11 protein-coding genes and 2 pseudogenes are annotated in these 15,352 nt (G+C 57.6%); 6 read left to right on the top strand and 7 right to left on the bottom strand.

Annotation, left to right across the window (positions count from 1 at the left end; translation table 11 throughout):
- The first annotated feature begins 457 nt into the window (after positions 1–457).
- A pseudogene (locus MUN84_RS20100) lies at positions 458–1,191 on the top strand (phenylalanine 4-monooxygenase).
- A gap of 369 nt (positions 1,192–1,560) precedes the next feature.
- Positions 1,561–2,340, top strand: a complete 780-nt coding sequence (locus tag MUN84_RS20105) for a phenylalanine 4-monooxygenase (protein ID WP_244695718.1) — start codon at positions 1,561–1,563, stop codon at positions 2,338–2,340.
- A 199-nt stretch (positions 2,341–2,539) separates the two neighbouring features.
- On the opposite strand, the gene MUN84_RS23260 is transcribed toward MUN84_RS20105, so the two are convergent.
- The 7 genes and pseudogenes from MUN84_RS23260 to MUN84_RS20130 all read right to left on the bottom strand — a co-directional run bounded on the left by MUN84_RS23260 (position 2,540) and on the right by MUN84_RS20130 (position 7,867).
- Positions 2,540–2,848 carry a dienelactone hydrolase family protein gene (locus tag MUN84_RS23260; RefSeq protein ID WP_262920584.1) on the bottom strand — a complete coding sequence of 103 codons (309 nt, stop codon included), beginning with the start codon at positions 2,846–2,848 and terminating at the stop codon, positions 2,540–2,542.
- A gap of 50 nt (positions 2,849–2,898) precedes the next feature.
- The gene (locus MUN84_RS23265; protein ID WP_262920585.1) at positions 2,899–3,399 is read right to left on the bottom strand and encodes a dienelactone hydrolase family protein; all 501 of its coding nucleotides are present in this window, start codon (positions 3,397–3,399) and stop codon (positions 2,899–2,901) included.
- Between the two features lie 170 nt (positions 3,400–3,569).
- Positions 3,570–3,878: a hypothetical protein gene (locus MUN84_RS24205; RefSeq protein WP_317239021.1), complete on the bottom strand. Its 309-nt coding sequence runs from the start codon at positions 3,876–3,878 to the stop codon at positions 3,570–3,572.
- Between the two features lie 101 nt (positions 3,879–3,979).
- Positions 3,980–4,680 (bottom strand): annotated as a pseudogene (locus MUN84_RS24210) (ABC1 kinase family protein).
- Between the two features lie 338 nt (positions 4,681–5,018).
- Positions 5,019–5,654: a TetR/AcrR family transcriptional regulator gene (locus MUN84_RS20120; protein WP_244695719.1), complete on the bottom strand. Its 636-nt coding sequence runs from the start codon at positions 5,652–5,654 to the stop codon at positions 5,019–5,021.
- Positions 5,655–5,713: 59 nt separating this feature from the next.
- Positions 5,714–7,036: a cryptochrome/photolyase family protein gene (locus MUN84_RS20125; protein WP_244695720.1), complete on the bottom strand. Its 1,323-nt coding sequence runs from the start codon at positions 7,034–7,036 to the stop codon at positions 5,714–5,716.
- Positions 7,037–7,153: 117 nt separating this feature from the next.
- The gene (locus tag MUN84_RS20130; RefSeq protein ID WP_244695721.1) at positions 7,154–7,867 is read right to left on the bottom strand and encodes an SDR family NAD(P)-dependent oxidoreductase; all 714 of its coding nucleotides are present in this window, start codon (positions 7,865–7,867) and stop codon (positions 7,154–7,156) included.
- Between the two features lie 165 nt (positions 7,868–8,032).
- Between MUN84_RS20130 and rhuM the strand changes: the two genes are divergently transcribed.
- The 4 genes from rhuM to MUN84_RS20150 all read left to right on the top strand — a co-directional run bounded on the left by rhuM (position 8,033) and on the right by MUN84_RS20150 (position 15,139).
- The gene (gene rhuM / locus MUN84_RS20135; protein ID WP_244695722.1) at positions 8,033–9,019 is read left to right on the top strand and encodes a virulence protein RhuM/Fic/DOC family protein; all 987 of its coding nucleotides are present in this window, start codon (positions 8,033–8,035) and stop codon (positions 9,017–9,019) included.
- A gap of 132 nt (positions 9,020–9,151) precedes the next feature.
- Positions 9,152–12,601 carry a pyruvate carboxylase gene (locus MUN84_RS20140; RefSeq protein WP_244695723.1) on the top strand — a complete coding sequence of 1,150 codons (3,450 nt, stop codon included), beginning with the start codon at positions 9,152–9,154 and terminating at the stop codon, positions 12,599–12,601.
- Between the two features lie 59 nt (positions 12,602–12,660).
- A complete protein-coding gene (locus MUN84_RS20145; RefSeq protein ID WP_244695724.1) occupies positions 12,661–13,401 on the top strand; it encodes a hypothetical protein in 741 nt (246 codons plus the stop codon).
- Positions 13,402–13,801: 400 nt separating this feature from the next.
- Positions 13,802–15,139 carry a M20/M25/M40 family metallo-hydrolase gene (locus MUN84_RS20150; RefSeq protein WP_244695725.1) on the top strand — a complete coding sequence of 446 codons (1,338 nt, stop codon included), beginning with the start codon at positions 13,802–13,804 and terminating at the stop codon, positions 15,137–15,139.
- Positions 15,140–15,352: the final 213 nt, after the last annotated feature.

A 15,352-nucleotide genomic window follows, 5' to 3' on the forward strand; every position in this document is an offset into this window, starting at 1 on the left:
TCACCCGAATGCAGCTGCCTATTATGAAAAAGTTACTGCTGGGCATGTACTGCTAACAGCCCTTGTTTTAGGGCTACATCTTACCGGTTGGCACCGGCGCCAGCTGCTACTCCCTCAATTACTGGCTAGCGCGTCGCCCAAGTTGGGTGGCAACCCGGCTGCAGTCCGTTCCGGCGGCTGTAGGAGCTGTGCTAAAGATGTAGGGCTTGGCGCACGAAAAAACCGTGGGCTAAGGGCGCTGTATTCAGGAAGAACTGTATATTTGTAATATCATGCTGAACCTAACCGCAAAGTGCTTTAACCTGATGAATATTCGCCCCGTGCAGGGCGAGGTCGGGCCTCTTTGCGGACAGGAAAGTTAGAAGCGCAGCATGACACTTCTCCCCTGAAAATCTCGCGAAAGCCCGACTCCTACCAGGAGCCGGGCTTTTTTTCTGCCCCTTATTCGCTACCTCCTATGGTACAGCAACAGTACGACCGGTACACGGCCCAGGATCAGTTGGTTTGGAAGGTATTGTTCGACCGTCAGACGGCCCTGCTGCACAAGCGGGCCTGCTCGGCCTTTGGCCGGGGGCTGGCTGCCGTTGGTTTTCACCGCAATGCCATTCCCGATTTTGAGCAAGTAAACCAGCGCCTGCTCAAAGCCACCGGCTGGCAGCTGGAACCGGTGCAGGGCCTGCTCGGCGACGCCGACTTCTTCGGCTTGCTGGCCCAGCGCAAGTTTCCCGCTACCGTCTGGATTCGGTCTATGGAGCAGTTTGATTTCATTGAAGAGCCCGATTTGTTTCACGGGTGTTTGGGCATGTACCGCTGCTCATGGACCAGGCCTTTGCCGACTTTTTGCATTTTCTGGGCCGCGTGGCCGCGCAGCACCTGCATGATGCTGCCGCCCTGACCCGCCTAGAGCGCCTCTACGGCTTCACGGTGCAGTTTGGCATGGTGCTGGAAAAGGATGAGGCCCGCATGTACGGCGCCGGCTTGCTGTCTTCCTCCGGCGAGATTCATCATTGTCTCGGCGACGCAACTCGCCGCGCCCCCTTTGATCTGGCTACGGTGCTGCACACGCCTTATAGTGAAGCGCATTTGCAGGAGCAGTACTTCGTGCTCAATAGCTGGGACCAACTCACGGAAAGCGTAGCCGAGCTGGCCGCCTTGCTCTCCGCGGGCTGGGAACTGCAGCCCGTAAAATAAGACCCTTGCAGCGGGCCAGTAACAGCCAGTGGGTTAGCAATCGGTTTCGCGTTTAGGCAGGAGTGAGCCAGGACGGGCAGCAAGCGGGGGTGGGATACCAACTGCTGCTCCCGCTCACTTCGGCCGCCGCCTCAGCGGTTCGCAGAACAGGTTTCTTGCCCGCTGGCTTGTTTGCTAGCTGTTGCGTTGTACTTTTGCCCCGATGCTACTTACCTCCCGCTATTACGCTTATGCCTATTACGCTCCCGCCCGGAGCGGAGCGGCCACGGCGTGCCACGGAGGATAAGTACTACTTCCCCTGACACTTTCACAGCCTGCTTCCGCTTCGTGCGGAGGCAGGCTGTTTTTTTATCCCTTCATTTCCCGAGTATGTTGTCGTCTTCTGCTTCTTCTGCGCTTACGCCCGCCGCTACTGCCGCAACCCCAGCCGTCCTGCCCTTGCTAACCCAGGACTACAGCGCCTACACCGCCGCCGACCAGCACGTCTGGCAGCTGCTCTTCGACCGCCAAATGGCCCTACTGCCTGGCCGGGCGGCTGACGCTTTCCTGGCGGGAGTGCAGCACATTGGGTTTACCCGGGAAGCTATTCCGGATTTTCGCGAGGTGAACCCACGGCTGCGCGAATTAACGGGCTGGGAACTGGTGGTGGTGCCCGGTATCGTAGACGATGCCATCTTCTTTGGGCTGTTGGCCGATAAGAAATTCCCGGCTACAACTTGGCTGCGGAAGCTGGAGCAACTCGATTACCTAGAAGAACCCGACATGTTTCACGACGTGTTTGGGCACGTGCCACTGCTTACCAACCCGGAGTTTGCCGCCTTTCTGCAGCAGTTGGGTGCTGCTGCCCAACACCACCGCCACCAGCCCAATTCACTGGAGCTGTTTACCCGCTTGTACTGGTTTACGGCGGAGTTTGGCTTGCTCAGCCAGCCTGATGGGTTACGTATCTACGGCGCTGGCTTACTCTCGTCGCACGGAGAAGTAAAGTTCAGCCTCAGCGAGAAGCCTACCCGCTTACCCTTTAGCCTAACTGGGGTGCTGGATACCGCCTTTGAGAAAGATAAATTTCAGGAGCTGTATTTCGTATTAGAAAGCATGCACCAACTTCCTGAAAGCCTAGCTGAACTGCAAGCGCAACTAGCAGATTAACAATGAGGTAGTAAATGAGTAGATGAGCGAAGTGTTGTCATGACGAGGGCAACGAAGCCACCCGTCCTCTCCATATGACCAGCCTTCTAATGAGACAAGCCCTTGCCGTATGGTAGCGTCAAGGGCTTGTCACATGTCAGAGGGGTAGCATGTTGGCCAGAAAGCAGGAGGCAGAGCCCTTCTTTTGGCTGCTACCTGACTACTTGAGCTTTAGGTTTTTCTTGAGGTAAGTCACGGAAGCGGTGTGAGCGTCCTCGGCAAAGCCCTTGTTGTACTTGGGGTTAGAGGGGTTGGCGAAGGCGTGGTCCGCGTCGTAGGCTTTTACGGTAAGGCCTTTCTTGGCGGTTGCCATGTCCTTTCCAAACTGACTGACTACCTCCTGATTGATCCATTTGTCCTGCTTGGCGAAAACGAAAAGCACATCAGTATTCAACGTTTTGAGTTTGGCCACATCCTTCTCTGGCATGCCGTAGTACGCTACGCACCCCTTGGCCTTAGGACCGGCCAATAAGGCTGTTTGTATGCTCCACCCTCCACCAAAACACCACCCAATGCTGGCTACCTGGGCGCGGGGCCAGCATACAGCAGCGCCCCTTTGATAATGGCCTGGGCACGTTCAGTTTTCACGCCCTGCATGAGCTTACCGGCCTGGTCGGCGTCGGTGGCTACCTGCCCGTCGTAGAGGTCGAGGGCAATGACATTGACGCCGGGCAGCTCCTTGGCGAAGCGGGCGGCTTCCTGCTTGATGTAGTCGTTCAGGCCCCACCACTCATGAATAACCAGTAGGTACTTGTCGGAGCGGACGTTGCTTTTGATTTCGAATGCCTTGCTGCTTTGCCCATCGGTGGTTTTGAATTCCACCATTTCACCGGCACCCTGGTACGTGAAGGGTAGGGGCGCATCGTGGCCGCCCGAGAAATCTTCGTTAGAAGCCAGCATAGCAAATACTTCGGTGGCATTCTGACCAACTGTTGGCTTAACGCAGCAGCCCAAGGTTTGGGCCGAAGCCATCGATACCACGCCGAGCAGAGCTGCACAAAGAGTCCAGAATTTTTTCATGGAAAGAGAAAAGAGTGAAAAGAGACAGTTCGATAAGACTCATGTAACTACACAAGGCTTATCGGACTATTTCATTACGGAGAGCTGGTTTGGAAAAGGTTCGTTGTGAGTAACTCGAGTCATTCCGAGCAGAGCGAGGAATGACACGAGTTATTTAGCACATGCTGAACCTAATTCGTCTGCACGAATGCCCGCAGCTCAGTTAGTAAGGCGTAGAGGCCTACGTACGTCCGATTGAGGTAGATGAAGTGCTCCGACCCGCGCGGTTCCCGCTGCTGGCGTAGCTCCGGCTGTTGCAGCAAGTCGTCGCCGAGAGCATACAGACTCTGCAGGTAGGCAGGATCACCGAAATCGAAGCTCGGCTGGCGAAACGGCCGACCCACCAACTCTAACGACGCCTGCATGGTGCTGACGTAGAAGCTGCGTTGGGCCTCCACGTCCTCGGCTCGCACGACGCCAGCCTCAGTAAGCAGGGCCATCAGCCGGGCCGGATCAGCCAGGGTTTCGGGAGCCAGCAGGGCCGTGAACAGTCGGTGTACCTCGGCCGGAATTTCCTTTACGCAGCCAAAATCCAGAACGCCTACGGTGCCCCGGCCTCAGCGCGCAGCAGGAAGTTGCCGGGGTGCGGATCGGCGTGTACCTGGCGCAACGTGTTGAGCTGAAACATGTAAAAGTCCCAGAGAGCCTGCCCAAGCTGGTTGCGCACGGCTTGGCTGGGGTGGGTGGCCAAGAACCCTTTCAGGTGTTGCCCGGGCAGCCAATCCATGGTTAGGATGCGGTTGCCGGATAGCTCGGGGTAGTAGCGCGGGAACTGCAGATGCGCCAGGCCAGTGCAGGCAGCGGCAATCTGCTGGCCGCGCCGTAGTTCAAGGGCGTAGTCCGTTTCTTCTAGCAGGCGGGTTTCCACTTCCTGCAAGTACGGCCGCACGGTTGCTTCCTCTAGGCCTAGCACCCGCAGGGCAATGGGTTTTACCAAGCGAATATCGGAACGGATGCTGTCAGCCACGCCCGGTACTGCACTTTCACGGCTAGCTCCTGGCCGTCTTTTTGAGCCCAATGTACCTGCCCAATGCTGGCCGCCTGCCGGGCGTTGAGGTCAAACGAATCGAACACGTCGAAGGGCGACTTGCCGAAAGCGTCCCGGAAAGCCTTTACCACCAACGGCCCCGAAAGCGGAGGCGTTTGGTACTGAGCCTGAGCAAACTGGTTGGCGTAGGCCGTGGGCAGAATGTTCTTTTCCATGGCCAGCATCTGAGCGACCTTCAGCACCGAGCCCTTCATTTCGCTTAGAGCACCGTACAGTTCCGCCGCGTTGGCCTCGTGCAGCTCGCTAGTAGGGCTCTCGGCTCCTACGGCACGCTTGGCGTAGTGCTTCACGTAATTAGCGCCTACGTTCAGGCCCGTTTTGGCGAAGCGGGCCGCGCGCGCCACCTTCGTGGTAGGCAAAGAATCGAGGGAATATTTTTAGGTGATTCGGGCATACGAAAGCGGCCTGCACAGCAGGGCCTGCAAAGGTGCAAAAGGTGAAAAGCAGCAGCCTTACGGCTTGAATTGCATCAGTGACTAGTAGGTGCCCAAGCACCTGCTCTGCCGCGAAGGCTGCTCAAGTTGGCGGGGGCTTAACGCCGGCTCTGAATTAGGAAACGCACGAAGTCGGTGGCGGAATCCAGGGTGTTGCGTCCTACCAAGTCAAAGCTGAGAGTAACTGCTTTTTCTACGGCCGCGTCGGTACGCTCAAAGTTTACGGACTCGTCGTGGGCGAAGAAATTCAGCAGAAACAGCAACTGCTGCCAGAAAAAGCGGGGGTAGCTATTCTCCAGCAAGGGCCGGGAGGCTACCTCTCCTCGCTGCCGGCCTTCCTGCAAAATTTTGGCGGCAAATTCTTCGAACTCCTGCCGCAGCCCGTCCAGCACCCGCGGGGTCAGGCCGGGCATGCGGTGCAAAGACCGGCGCAGGGCTTGCAGGGCAAAGCTGCGGTTGCGCTTTAGCACTTCCAGCAGGATGTAGTAGAAGCTGAGCAGCTTCTCGCGGGCCCCATACTCGGCCCACACGGGTTCTTTAGAGGCTGTATCGAAGGCCTCGCGCCCGAAATCAGCCCACAGCTCCCGGTCTAGCACCTCGAAGCTGGCATAGTAGCGGTAGAACTCCTGCTCCGGCAGGCCCAGCTTTTTGGTGAGCTTAAACACCGAAACGGGCGGCGTGCCTTTGCGCAGCACGTAGTCGAGGTAGGCTTGTTTGATCCGATCCTTTTCCATGGTAGTACAACCGGTAGCAGGGGTAGGAAGTTGCTCGGCAGTAGAGGTAAATAACCTGACTACTCACTCGCAGCCCGGTAAGCGGCCCGGAGCGTATCAACGGCCCGTTCCCGGGCAAACTTATGCTCGACGATGGGCTGGGGGTAGTGGCGGGTACCGAACTCCGGCACCCACTGCCGCACGTAGGCAAACGTGGGGTCGTACTGTTCCTGCTGACTTTGGGGACTGTACACCCGGAACCAAGGCGCGGCCACCACGCCAGTACCAGCCATCCACTGCCAGTTGCCCACGTTTTGGGCCATGTCGTAGTCAAGGAGCTTATCGGCAAAATACCGGTCGCCCCAGCGCCAGTCAATTAGCAGATGCTTCACTAGAAAGCCCGCGGCGGCAATACGAGCCCGGTTGGGGAGGTAGCCCGTCTGGTTAAGCTCGCGCATGCCGGCATCTACCAGCGGGTATCCCGTGCGGCCCTCGCACCAGGCCCGAAACTCTTCCTCATTGTTGCGGTAAGGCACTTGGCGCAGGCGCGGCTCAAAGCTCTCGGTGACGGTGCGGGGGTAGTGCCAGAGTAGCATCATAAAATAGTCGCGCCAAATCAGCTCGGCCAGCAGCTTAGGGTTTAGGTCACGAGCTTGGCGCATCAGCTCGCGCACGCTCAGGGTGCCAAAGCGCAGGTGCACGGAGCGGCGGGTGCTGCTGTCCACGCGCCCGGGCGTGTCGCGGGTGAGGTGATACGTGCGCACCAACGCCTCGGCCGGTAACTCATTGGCTGGCACCTGCTGCCGGAACTCTTCGAAACCCATGCTACTTAGGCTTGGGCGCGGCGGAGCCTGGGGCAACGGGGCTAGGTTTGCAGAAGTGTACAAGCCGGCGGAAGGGTAGGGCTGCAAGTGTGCGTCCTGAAGCTTTTCCAGCCACGCCTTGCGGTAGGCTCCAAATACGCGGGCCGGCTTACCTGATTTGCCCAGCAACTCGTTTTTGGCGAAAATTACTTGGTCTTTAAGCGCCTGAAAGCTAGCACCGTGCCGGGCGGCCAGCGCCGCCACGGCCGCGTCCCGCTCGGCGGCGTAGGGCTCGTAGTCCTCATTGGTATAGATGGCCGCTACCTCGTGCTGGGTGAGCAGCTGCTCGAAAACCTCCAGGGGTCGGCCGTAGAAGGCCAGAAAGCTGCCGCCGGCTTGCTCCGTTTGCCGGGCCAGGCGTTCCACTTCATCATAGATAAACGTTACCCGGGCATCTTGGCGGGAGGGAAGCAGATCCAGAATTTCCCGGTCGTAGATGAACAGAGGAACGACGGGGTGACCACTTTGCAGAGCTGCCGCCAAGCCGGCATTGTCGTGCTGGCGCAAGTCGCGCCGATGCCAGAACAGGGTAATCTTCATGCGGTGAATGTCAGGTGAATAGGTCAGGCCGGATGGTGGCACGTGTTTTTCAGCTGCAGTTAGTTGCTTTTAGAACTATGCTGGCGGCCAGCACCTAGCGCCTCTTAAAAAAGGGGCTTACTTCAGGCGGCCCAGACCTCCATCTACGGGTAGCACCTGGCCCGTGATAAAGGAACTGTGGTCGGAGAGTAGAAAAGACGCCATGTAGGCCAAGTCCTGGGCTTCGCCAATGCGTTGCAAAGGGTGGCGCTTGGCCCCGGCCTCCACCTTTTCCGGCGTGCTGAGCAAGGCGGCGGCCAGGGGCGTATTGGTCAGCGAGGGTGCTACTGCATTAACCCGAATGCCACTGGCCGCATACTCAGCCGCCAACGACCGGGTAAGGCCCTCCACGGCGGCTTTAGCCGTAGCAATACTGGCGTGGAAGGCCATGCCCGTGTCGGCCGCTACTGTGCTGAAGAGGACCACGGAGGCTCCGTTGGCCTTTTTCAGCCGCTTCATGGTGGCTTGTAGTACCTGCACGGCACCCAGTACGTTCAGTTCAAAATCGGCCCGAAAGTCATCAACCGGTATCCGCTCGAAAGGTCGCAGCTTAATAGAGCCGGGGCAGTACACTACCCCGTGTAGTACCTCTGGCAACGCATCCAGGGCGGTGCCTAGCGGTTGGGTTACATCTAGTTCTAGAAAGGTAGTGCCCAGGGCCGCTAACTCCGCAGACTGGTGCCGGGAGGCAGTGAATAGGGTAGCATTCAGCTTATGAAGCAACTGCGCCGTAGCCAGACCAATGCCCGAGGATGCTCCGACCAGGAGGATGTTTTTATCAGCAAATTCCATATATCAGTTCACGTAAGACGTCATACTGGCTAACTGAACCGTTCGGGGAAAGTTTCGGCCCTTAGGCCTTGGAATAAACCCAATTGCGAGCTTGGCTTCCGGTTTCTGATTCCGCATATTGCTGAGTTGCCGCTTTTTTTACGCACCACCCCAATTATTGCTTCTATGCCCGATATTCTTCTCTACCAATCCGCCGATGGCCATACCCAACTGGACGTTCACCTGCAAAACGAAACTATCTGGCTGACCCAGGCCCAGATGGCAGAGCTGTTTGATAAAGATTCTGATACAATAGGCCTGCATATTCAGAATATTTTCCGCACAGGCGAATTAATTCCTGCGCCAACTACCGAGGAATACTCGGTAGTTCGCCAAGAGGGGAAACGGCAGGTAACCCGGCGTGTCAAACACTACAACCTAGACGTTATCATCTCAGTCGGTTACCGCGTCAACTCGAAAAAAGGTACCCAGTTCCGTCAATGGGCCACGCAGGTGCTACGCCAGTATCTGGTGCAGGGCTATGCGCTCAATGAAAAACGTCTGCGCGAAGACGCCCGCCAACTGGCTGACCTCAAGCGCCTGCTTCAGCTTCAGGGCGAAATTGCAGACAGTCAGGAGCTGACCCCCGACCAGACCAGCGCCCTGCTGCGCGTGCTCAGCGACTACGCCCGGGCCCTTGATGTGCTGGACCAGTATGACCACCAGCGCCTACGTATCACGGGTACTTCTGCCGCCACCCCGTTCGAATTAACTTATGAGGCTGCCCTACAAGCTGTGGATAGCTTACGCCAACAATTTGGAGGTAGCGTGCTATTCGGGCGGGAAAAAGATGACTCCTTTCAGAGTTCGGTGAGAACAATTTACCAAAGCTTTGACGGCGAAGATCTGTACCCAAGCGCAGAGGAAAAGGCTGCTAACCTACTCTACTTCGTTGTAAAGAATCACTCTTTTTCCGATGGCAACAAGCGGATTGCTGCTTTCCTCTTCGTCTGGTTTATGGACAAGAACGGTTGCCTCTACAAACCTAATGGATCTCGCCGCCTTGCTGATAATGCCTTGGTTGCTCTTACACTGCTAATTGCAGAGAGTAAGCCCGAGGATAAAGATGTAATGGTGAAGCTAGTAGTGAACTTGATTAATCAAGAAAACTAGCCTAATTCAGACATATCGTAGAGATTAAACGGAAGCGAAAAAATGCTTTTAGCAAAAATTCGCTAACTGTTCTCGTCGCTTTCCGTAGCTTGCAGCACCCTTCCACTTTCATCCCTACCCTAACCTTCCACGATGAATATCCGCAAACTGCTGGTCGCCAACCGGGGCGAAATTGCTATTCGCGTGCTGCGCGCGGCTACGGAGCTAGGCATTCAGACGGTCGCCATTTACACCTACGAGGACCGGTACTCCCTGCACCGCTACAAGGCCGATGAAGCCTACCAAGTGGGCCGCGACGACGAGCCGCTCAAGCCCTACCTCGACATTGAAGGCATCATCCGCACGGCCAAGGAAAACGGGGCCGACGCCATCCACCCAGGCTACGGCTTCCTCTCGGAAAACGCCACGCTGGCCCGCCGTTGTGGGGAGGAAGGCATCATCTTCGTGGGGCCCCGGCCGGAAGTTATGGAAGCTCTCGGCGACAAGGTAGCGGCTAAAAAAGTGGCTGTATCGTGCCAGGTGCCCATCATTGAGAGCAGCCAGCAGGACCTCACCGACCTGAGCATTGCCCTGGAGGAAGCCCACCGTATTGGCTACCCCGTGATGCTAAAAGCCGCCAGCGGGGGTGGGGGGCGCGGCATGCGCGTCATTCGGGACGATGAGCAGCTGGAGCGGGGTTTCTTCGAGGCCCGCAACGAAGCCCTGAAAGCTTTCGGCGACGACACCGTGTTTCTGGAGAAGTTCGTGGAGCAGCCCAAGCACATTGAGGTGCAGCTAGTAGCTGACAACCACGGCGGGCTCATGCACCTGTACGAGCGCGACTGCTCGGTGCAGCGGCGCTACCAGAAGGTAGTGGAAGTGGCGCCCTCCCTAAACCTACCCGACCACATGCGCCACCTCCTGTATGAGTATGCGCTGCGCCTGGGCCGGGCCGTGAACTACAACAACGTGGGCACCGTGGAATTCCTGGTAAACCCCGAGCAGGACCGCATCTACTTCATTGAGGTAAACCCGCGCATTCAGGTAGAGCACACCGTTACGGAGATGATTACGGGTGTGGACCTGATTAAAACCCAGCTTCACATTGCCGATGGCCGCCGCCTCACCGACCCGGAAATTGGGCTAGGGCCCGACGTAAAGCCCATGAAAATTGGGGTAGCCATCCAGTGCCGTATTACTACCGAAGACCCTGAGCAGGATTTTAAGCCCGACTACGGCACCATTACGGCCTACCGTTCGGCGGGCGGCTTTGGTATTCGGCTGGATCAGGGCTCGGTGTACACCGGCGTGAAGGTGTCGCCCTTCTTTGACTCCCTGCTGGTAAAGGTGTCGACGCACGCGCCCACGCTGGCCGAAGCGGCTCAGAAGATGGCCCGCACCCTCGACGAGTTCCGGCTGCGTGGGGTGAGCACCAACATTCAGTTCCTGCAGAACATCATTGCTAACCCGGTGTTCATGGCTGGCGAGGCCAACGTGGACTTTATCAAGGACCACCCCGAGCTGTTCAAGTTCAAAGCCCGCCAAGACCGCGCCACCAAGGTGCTCAGCTTCCTCGGCGACGTTATCGTGAACGGCAACCCCGATGTGCGCGGCCACCTCGACCCCAAGCGCGAATTGCGCAAGCCCCTGCTACCCGAAGCCAACCTAACCCTGGCCCCGCCCCCCGGCACCAAGCAGAAACTCACCGAGCTGGGCCCCGAAGGCTTTGCCCAGTGGCTACGGGCCGAAAAGCAGATTCATTTCACCGACACCACCCTGCGCGATGCCCACCAGAGTCTGCTGGCCACGCGCATGCGCACCTTTGACATGCTGAAGGTTGCGGGCCGCTACGCCCAGCATCACCCCCAAACCTTTTCACTGGAATGCTGGGGCGGCGCCACCTTCGACGTGGCCCTGCGCTTTTTGCACGAGGACCCCTGGGAGCGGCTGGCCAAGCTGCGCGCCGCCGTGCCTAATATTCTGCTCCAAATGCTAATTCGCGGGGCTAACGGCGTGGGCTACAAGGCCTACCCCGACAACCTCACGGAACGTTTTGTGCAGCAAGCCGCCGAAACCGGCATCGACGTGTTCCGCATTTTCGACTCCCTGAACTGGATGCCCGGCATGGAAGCCTGTATCGGCTTCGTGCGCAACAAAACGGACCGTTTGGCCGAGGCCAGCATCTGCTATACCGGCGACATTCTCGACCCCAAGCGCAACCAGAAGTATTCCCTCGATTACTACCTGCGCCTGGCCCGGCAAATTGAGGACGCTGGCGCCCACATCCTCTGCATCAAGGACATGGCCGGTCTGCTGAAGCCTTACGCCGCCCAGGAGCTGATTACGGCCCTGCGCGACACCGTCAGCCTGCCCATTCACCTGCACACCCACGACACGAGCAGCCTGCAGGCCGCTACCTACCTGAAAGCCGTGGAAGCCGGCGTTGATGTACTTGACGTGGCCCTAGGCAGCCTTTCAGGGCTGACCTCTCAGCCCAACTTCAATTCCATAACGGAAATGCTACGCGGGCAAGAGCGCCACCGTGAGTTCAACCAGCACTCCCTCAACGAGTTCAGCAACTACTGGGATACTGTGCGCGAGCAGTACTACCCCTTCGAGTCGGGCCTAAAGGCGGGCACTTCCGAAGTGTTTCAGCACGAAATTCCGGGCGGACAGTACTCCAACCTGCGGCCCCAGGCGGCCTCGCTGGGCCTGCTTGATAAGTTTGAAACCGTTAAAACCACCTTCGCCGATGTCAACCAGTTGTTTGGCGACATCATCAAAGTTACGCCCAGCTCGAAGGTGGTAGGAGACATGGCCTTGTTCCTGGTTTCCAACAACCTAACCACGGCTGATGTGCTGGAAAAAGGCGCCGCGCTGAGCTTTCCCGAATCGGTGCGGGAGCTGTTCCGCGGCGACATTGGCCAGCCTGAGGGCGGCTGGCCCCAGGATGTGCAGCGTGTTATCCTTAAGGATGAGCAGCCCTTCACCGACCGGCCCAACGAGCACCTGGCTCCCATCAACTTCGAGCAGGAGTGGCAGAAGTTTGAAGAGAAATTCGGGCAGCGCGCCAAGTTCACGGATCTGCTGTCCTGGCTGCTCTACCCCAAGGTGTTTGAGCAGTACTGGCAGCACCAGCAGCAGTTCGGCGACGTGTCCGTTATTCCCACCCAAGCGTTCTTCTACGGCTTGCAGCCTGGCGAGGAAACCATCATCGAAATAGCCCGCGGCAAGAGCATCATCGTGGGCCTGCAAAGCATTGGGCCGGTAAACGAGGACGGCTGCCGCACCATTTTCTTTTCCCTCAACGGCCAGACCCGCAACCTGGAAATCCGGGATACCAGTGTGGAAGTCAAGCGCGTACTCAACCCCAAGGCCGATAAAGCCAACCCCAAGCAGGTAGGCGCGCCCCTGCAGGGCCTGCTCTCCAAGGTATTAGTGGCGAGTGGACAGCCGGTTAAGCGCAACGCCCCGCTGTTCATCATCGAGGCCATGAAGATGGAAACCACCATCACGGCCACCGACGATACCACCGTGCAGGCCGTGAACCTACCGGAAGGTACGCTAGTAAATGCCGATGATTTGGTCCTAACCCTGGGGTAGGAATATTTCTCGTCTGAAACCAGTAGATTGAGAGCCTAACCCTCTCTTTTCCACTTTTTATGGTTACTCGCTCTTCGGTTATCCTGACGCTCACCCTATCAGTTGGCACTGTTCTCACTGCTGCCGCGCAACAACCTAGCATTGAGCAGATAGGAGCTGCGGCCCAAGCCAACCTTAACGCCTTGGTGAACGGCTCGCCTACGGTAGTGCCACGCGGAGCTACGGAAGCCACGAAGGGCTCGCCTTACGCCGACAAACGGTGGCTGCCCGCCCGGCTGCGCATGAGCAATAACGTGCCGCTAGCACCGGTGCCGCTGAAATACGACGTGCTGAACCAGCGGCTGCTCATGCGCCCGGTAAGTCGGCCCAATGATTCGTTGCAGTTGGATGACCGTCTGCTGGCCAGCTTTGAGCTGGAAGAACCTGCGCTTAACACCGCCGGAACCCGCCGCCGCGTATTCCGCCGTTTCGCCGAAGCTCCCGTGCCCACCCAGCGGGGTGAATACGTGGAGGTGCTGCACGAGGGCAAATACGTGTTACTCAAGCGTTACGCCAAAGTGCTCCGCAAGGCCGACTACCAGGGCGCGTACAGTACGGACCGGCGCTACGATGAAATTGAGGATAAGCCCATGTACTACCTGCGCCACCCCAACGGTAGTGTGGTGCCCGTAAAACTGACGCTTAAAGCAATGCAATCGGCCGCGCCAGAATTGTCCGCGGCCTTAAAAGCAGCGCCCAATGCCTCAGCCGCCAAATCCGATGCCGAGTGGGCAGCAGTGCTGGCCGCCGCAGACAAATAAACAGCTTAGCATCAACGCAGCCCGTGCTGTTAGTTGCGTTGGCGCTACTTTATTCTTACCTCACAATGCGCTTTGTGTGTTGGCTGCTGCCAGCAGACAAGGCGCATTGTCGGTTATAAATCAGTGGTGCAGCATCAGGCTGCCAGGTCAGAAGCTACTTGTCCTTGCAACAGAAGCTAGTAGCAGCCGCAGGTTGAAAACTAAATAGAGAGCTGCAACTGATTGATAGCGAGTAGTAATGAGGTAGGTTTGGGCAGGTAATACCAATTAAAAACGAGCGAACTGCCATTCGCACATTGCTGGTGAGTACATGCTAACCTGAACCCGGTTCCCTGGTAAAAATGCGCTTGGTAGGGGAAGGGAAATAGCTGGGCTAGAAACAAAATGGTTACTTTCGACCATGAGAACCTTTCTTTTTATCTCCCTTCTGTTCTATTGCACACACACTGCTTTCGGGCAGAAAAAGGCCGCCGTTTCAGCCAGTGCGGGTGTGGCACCCGCTACCGTGGAGCGGGTTATCCGGGTGTTGGCGGCTGATGACATGCAAGGCCGCGCCTCTGGTAAACCGGGGGCCGAGAAAGCCGCCCGCTTTTTAGCGGCCGAATTTCAACGCATTGGCCTCCAGCCGCTGAATGGGGTGAAAGGATTTGAGCAACGCTTTCCTACCTATGAAGTGCGCACGGAAGCTGCGCTCATCAGCATCAACGGCACAAACGTCAGCCCCGATAAAACGCTGCTGGTCTCCGGCCAACCCCATTTGAACTGGACGGACGCCGACGAGCCTGCCCCCCGCATCATGACGGTAGGCGCCGATGGCAACCTCATGCGTGAGGTGCGGGCCTTGCTGGAGCCGCGTGAAAACACCCTTGTATTTATTGACCCGGCCCAGGCTCCCGCGTTTGCCCGGCTGGCTGGCTACCTAAAAAGGGGCGGGCTGCGGCCCGACAAGCCGGCGCCATTTACTACCCTATTTGTCTTGGGCGCCACCCCGCCCGCGCCGGTGAAGTTTCAGGTGGCGGCTACTACCACCATCCGGACCGTGGAACTGCGCAATGTGGTAGGCGTGCTGCCAGGTAAAGATGCCGCTCGGGCTGCGGAACAGGTAGTTTTCAGTGGGCACTACGACCACATCGGGATTCTACCTGCCGTGCAAGGCGACTCCATTGCCAATGGCGCCGACGATGACGCCAGCGGTACCACGGCCGTCGTGGCCTTGGCTGAGTACTTCAAAAAGAAGAAGGATAACGCCCGCACCCTTGTGTTCGTGGCCTTTGCGGCCGAAGAAATCGGCGGCTTCGGGGCGCGATACTTTTCCCAGCAGCTTGACCCCAAGCAGGTGGTGGCCATGTTCAACATTGAGATGATCGGCAAAGAAGCCAAGTTTGGACCCAACACGGCTTTCATCACCGGCTTCGATAAGTCAGACTTCGGTAAACTCCTCCAGGAAACTGCCACCAAGGGTGGCACCTTCCGCTTTGAGCCCGATCCGTACCCAGAACAGAACCTATTCTACCGCTCTGATAACGCCACCTTGGCTCGCCTAGGTGTGCCCGCCCACACCATCAGCACCGACCAGATTCCAACCGACAAGAGCTACCATAGCGTGGATGACGAGGTAGAAAGTCTGGACCTGGTCAACATGACAGCCGTCATTACAGCCATCGGCCGCAGTGCCGCCGGTATCATCAGTGGCCAGCAAACCCCCACACGTATTGCCCCTGAATCGGTGAAACAGTAACACTGCGGCGGTGAATGGGTGAAGTGGTGTCCTGGCGAGTATGTGGCGCATCAGGCCCTTGTCGACGTCACACTTCCTCTCCTCTGTAACAAGCTCTATAACGAGACAAGCCCTTGACGCTACCATACGGCAAGGGCTTGTCTCGTTAGAAATAGTAATACGTTGACCAGGACGAATGGCTTCGTTGTGCCTCCTCACCAAGACACCATTTCA

It is taken from the genome of Hymenobacter sp. 5516J-16 (assembly GCF_022919335.1).
Lineage (GTDB): Bacteria > Bacteroidota > Bacteroidia > Cytophagales > Hymenobacteraceae > Hymenobacter > Hymenobacter sublimis.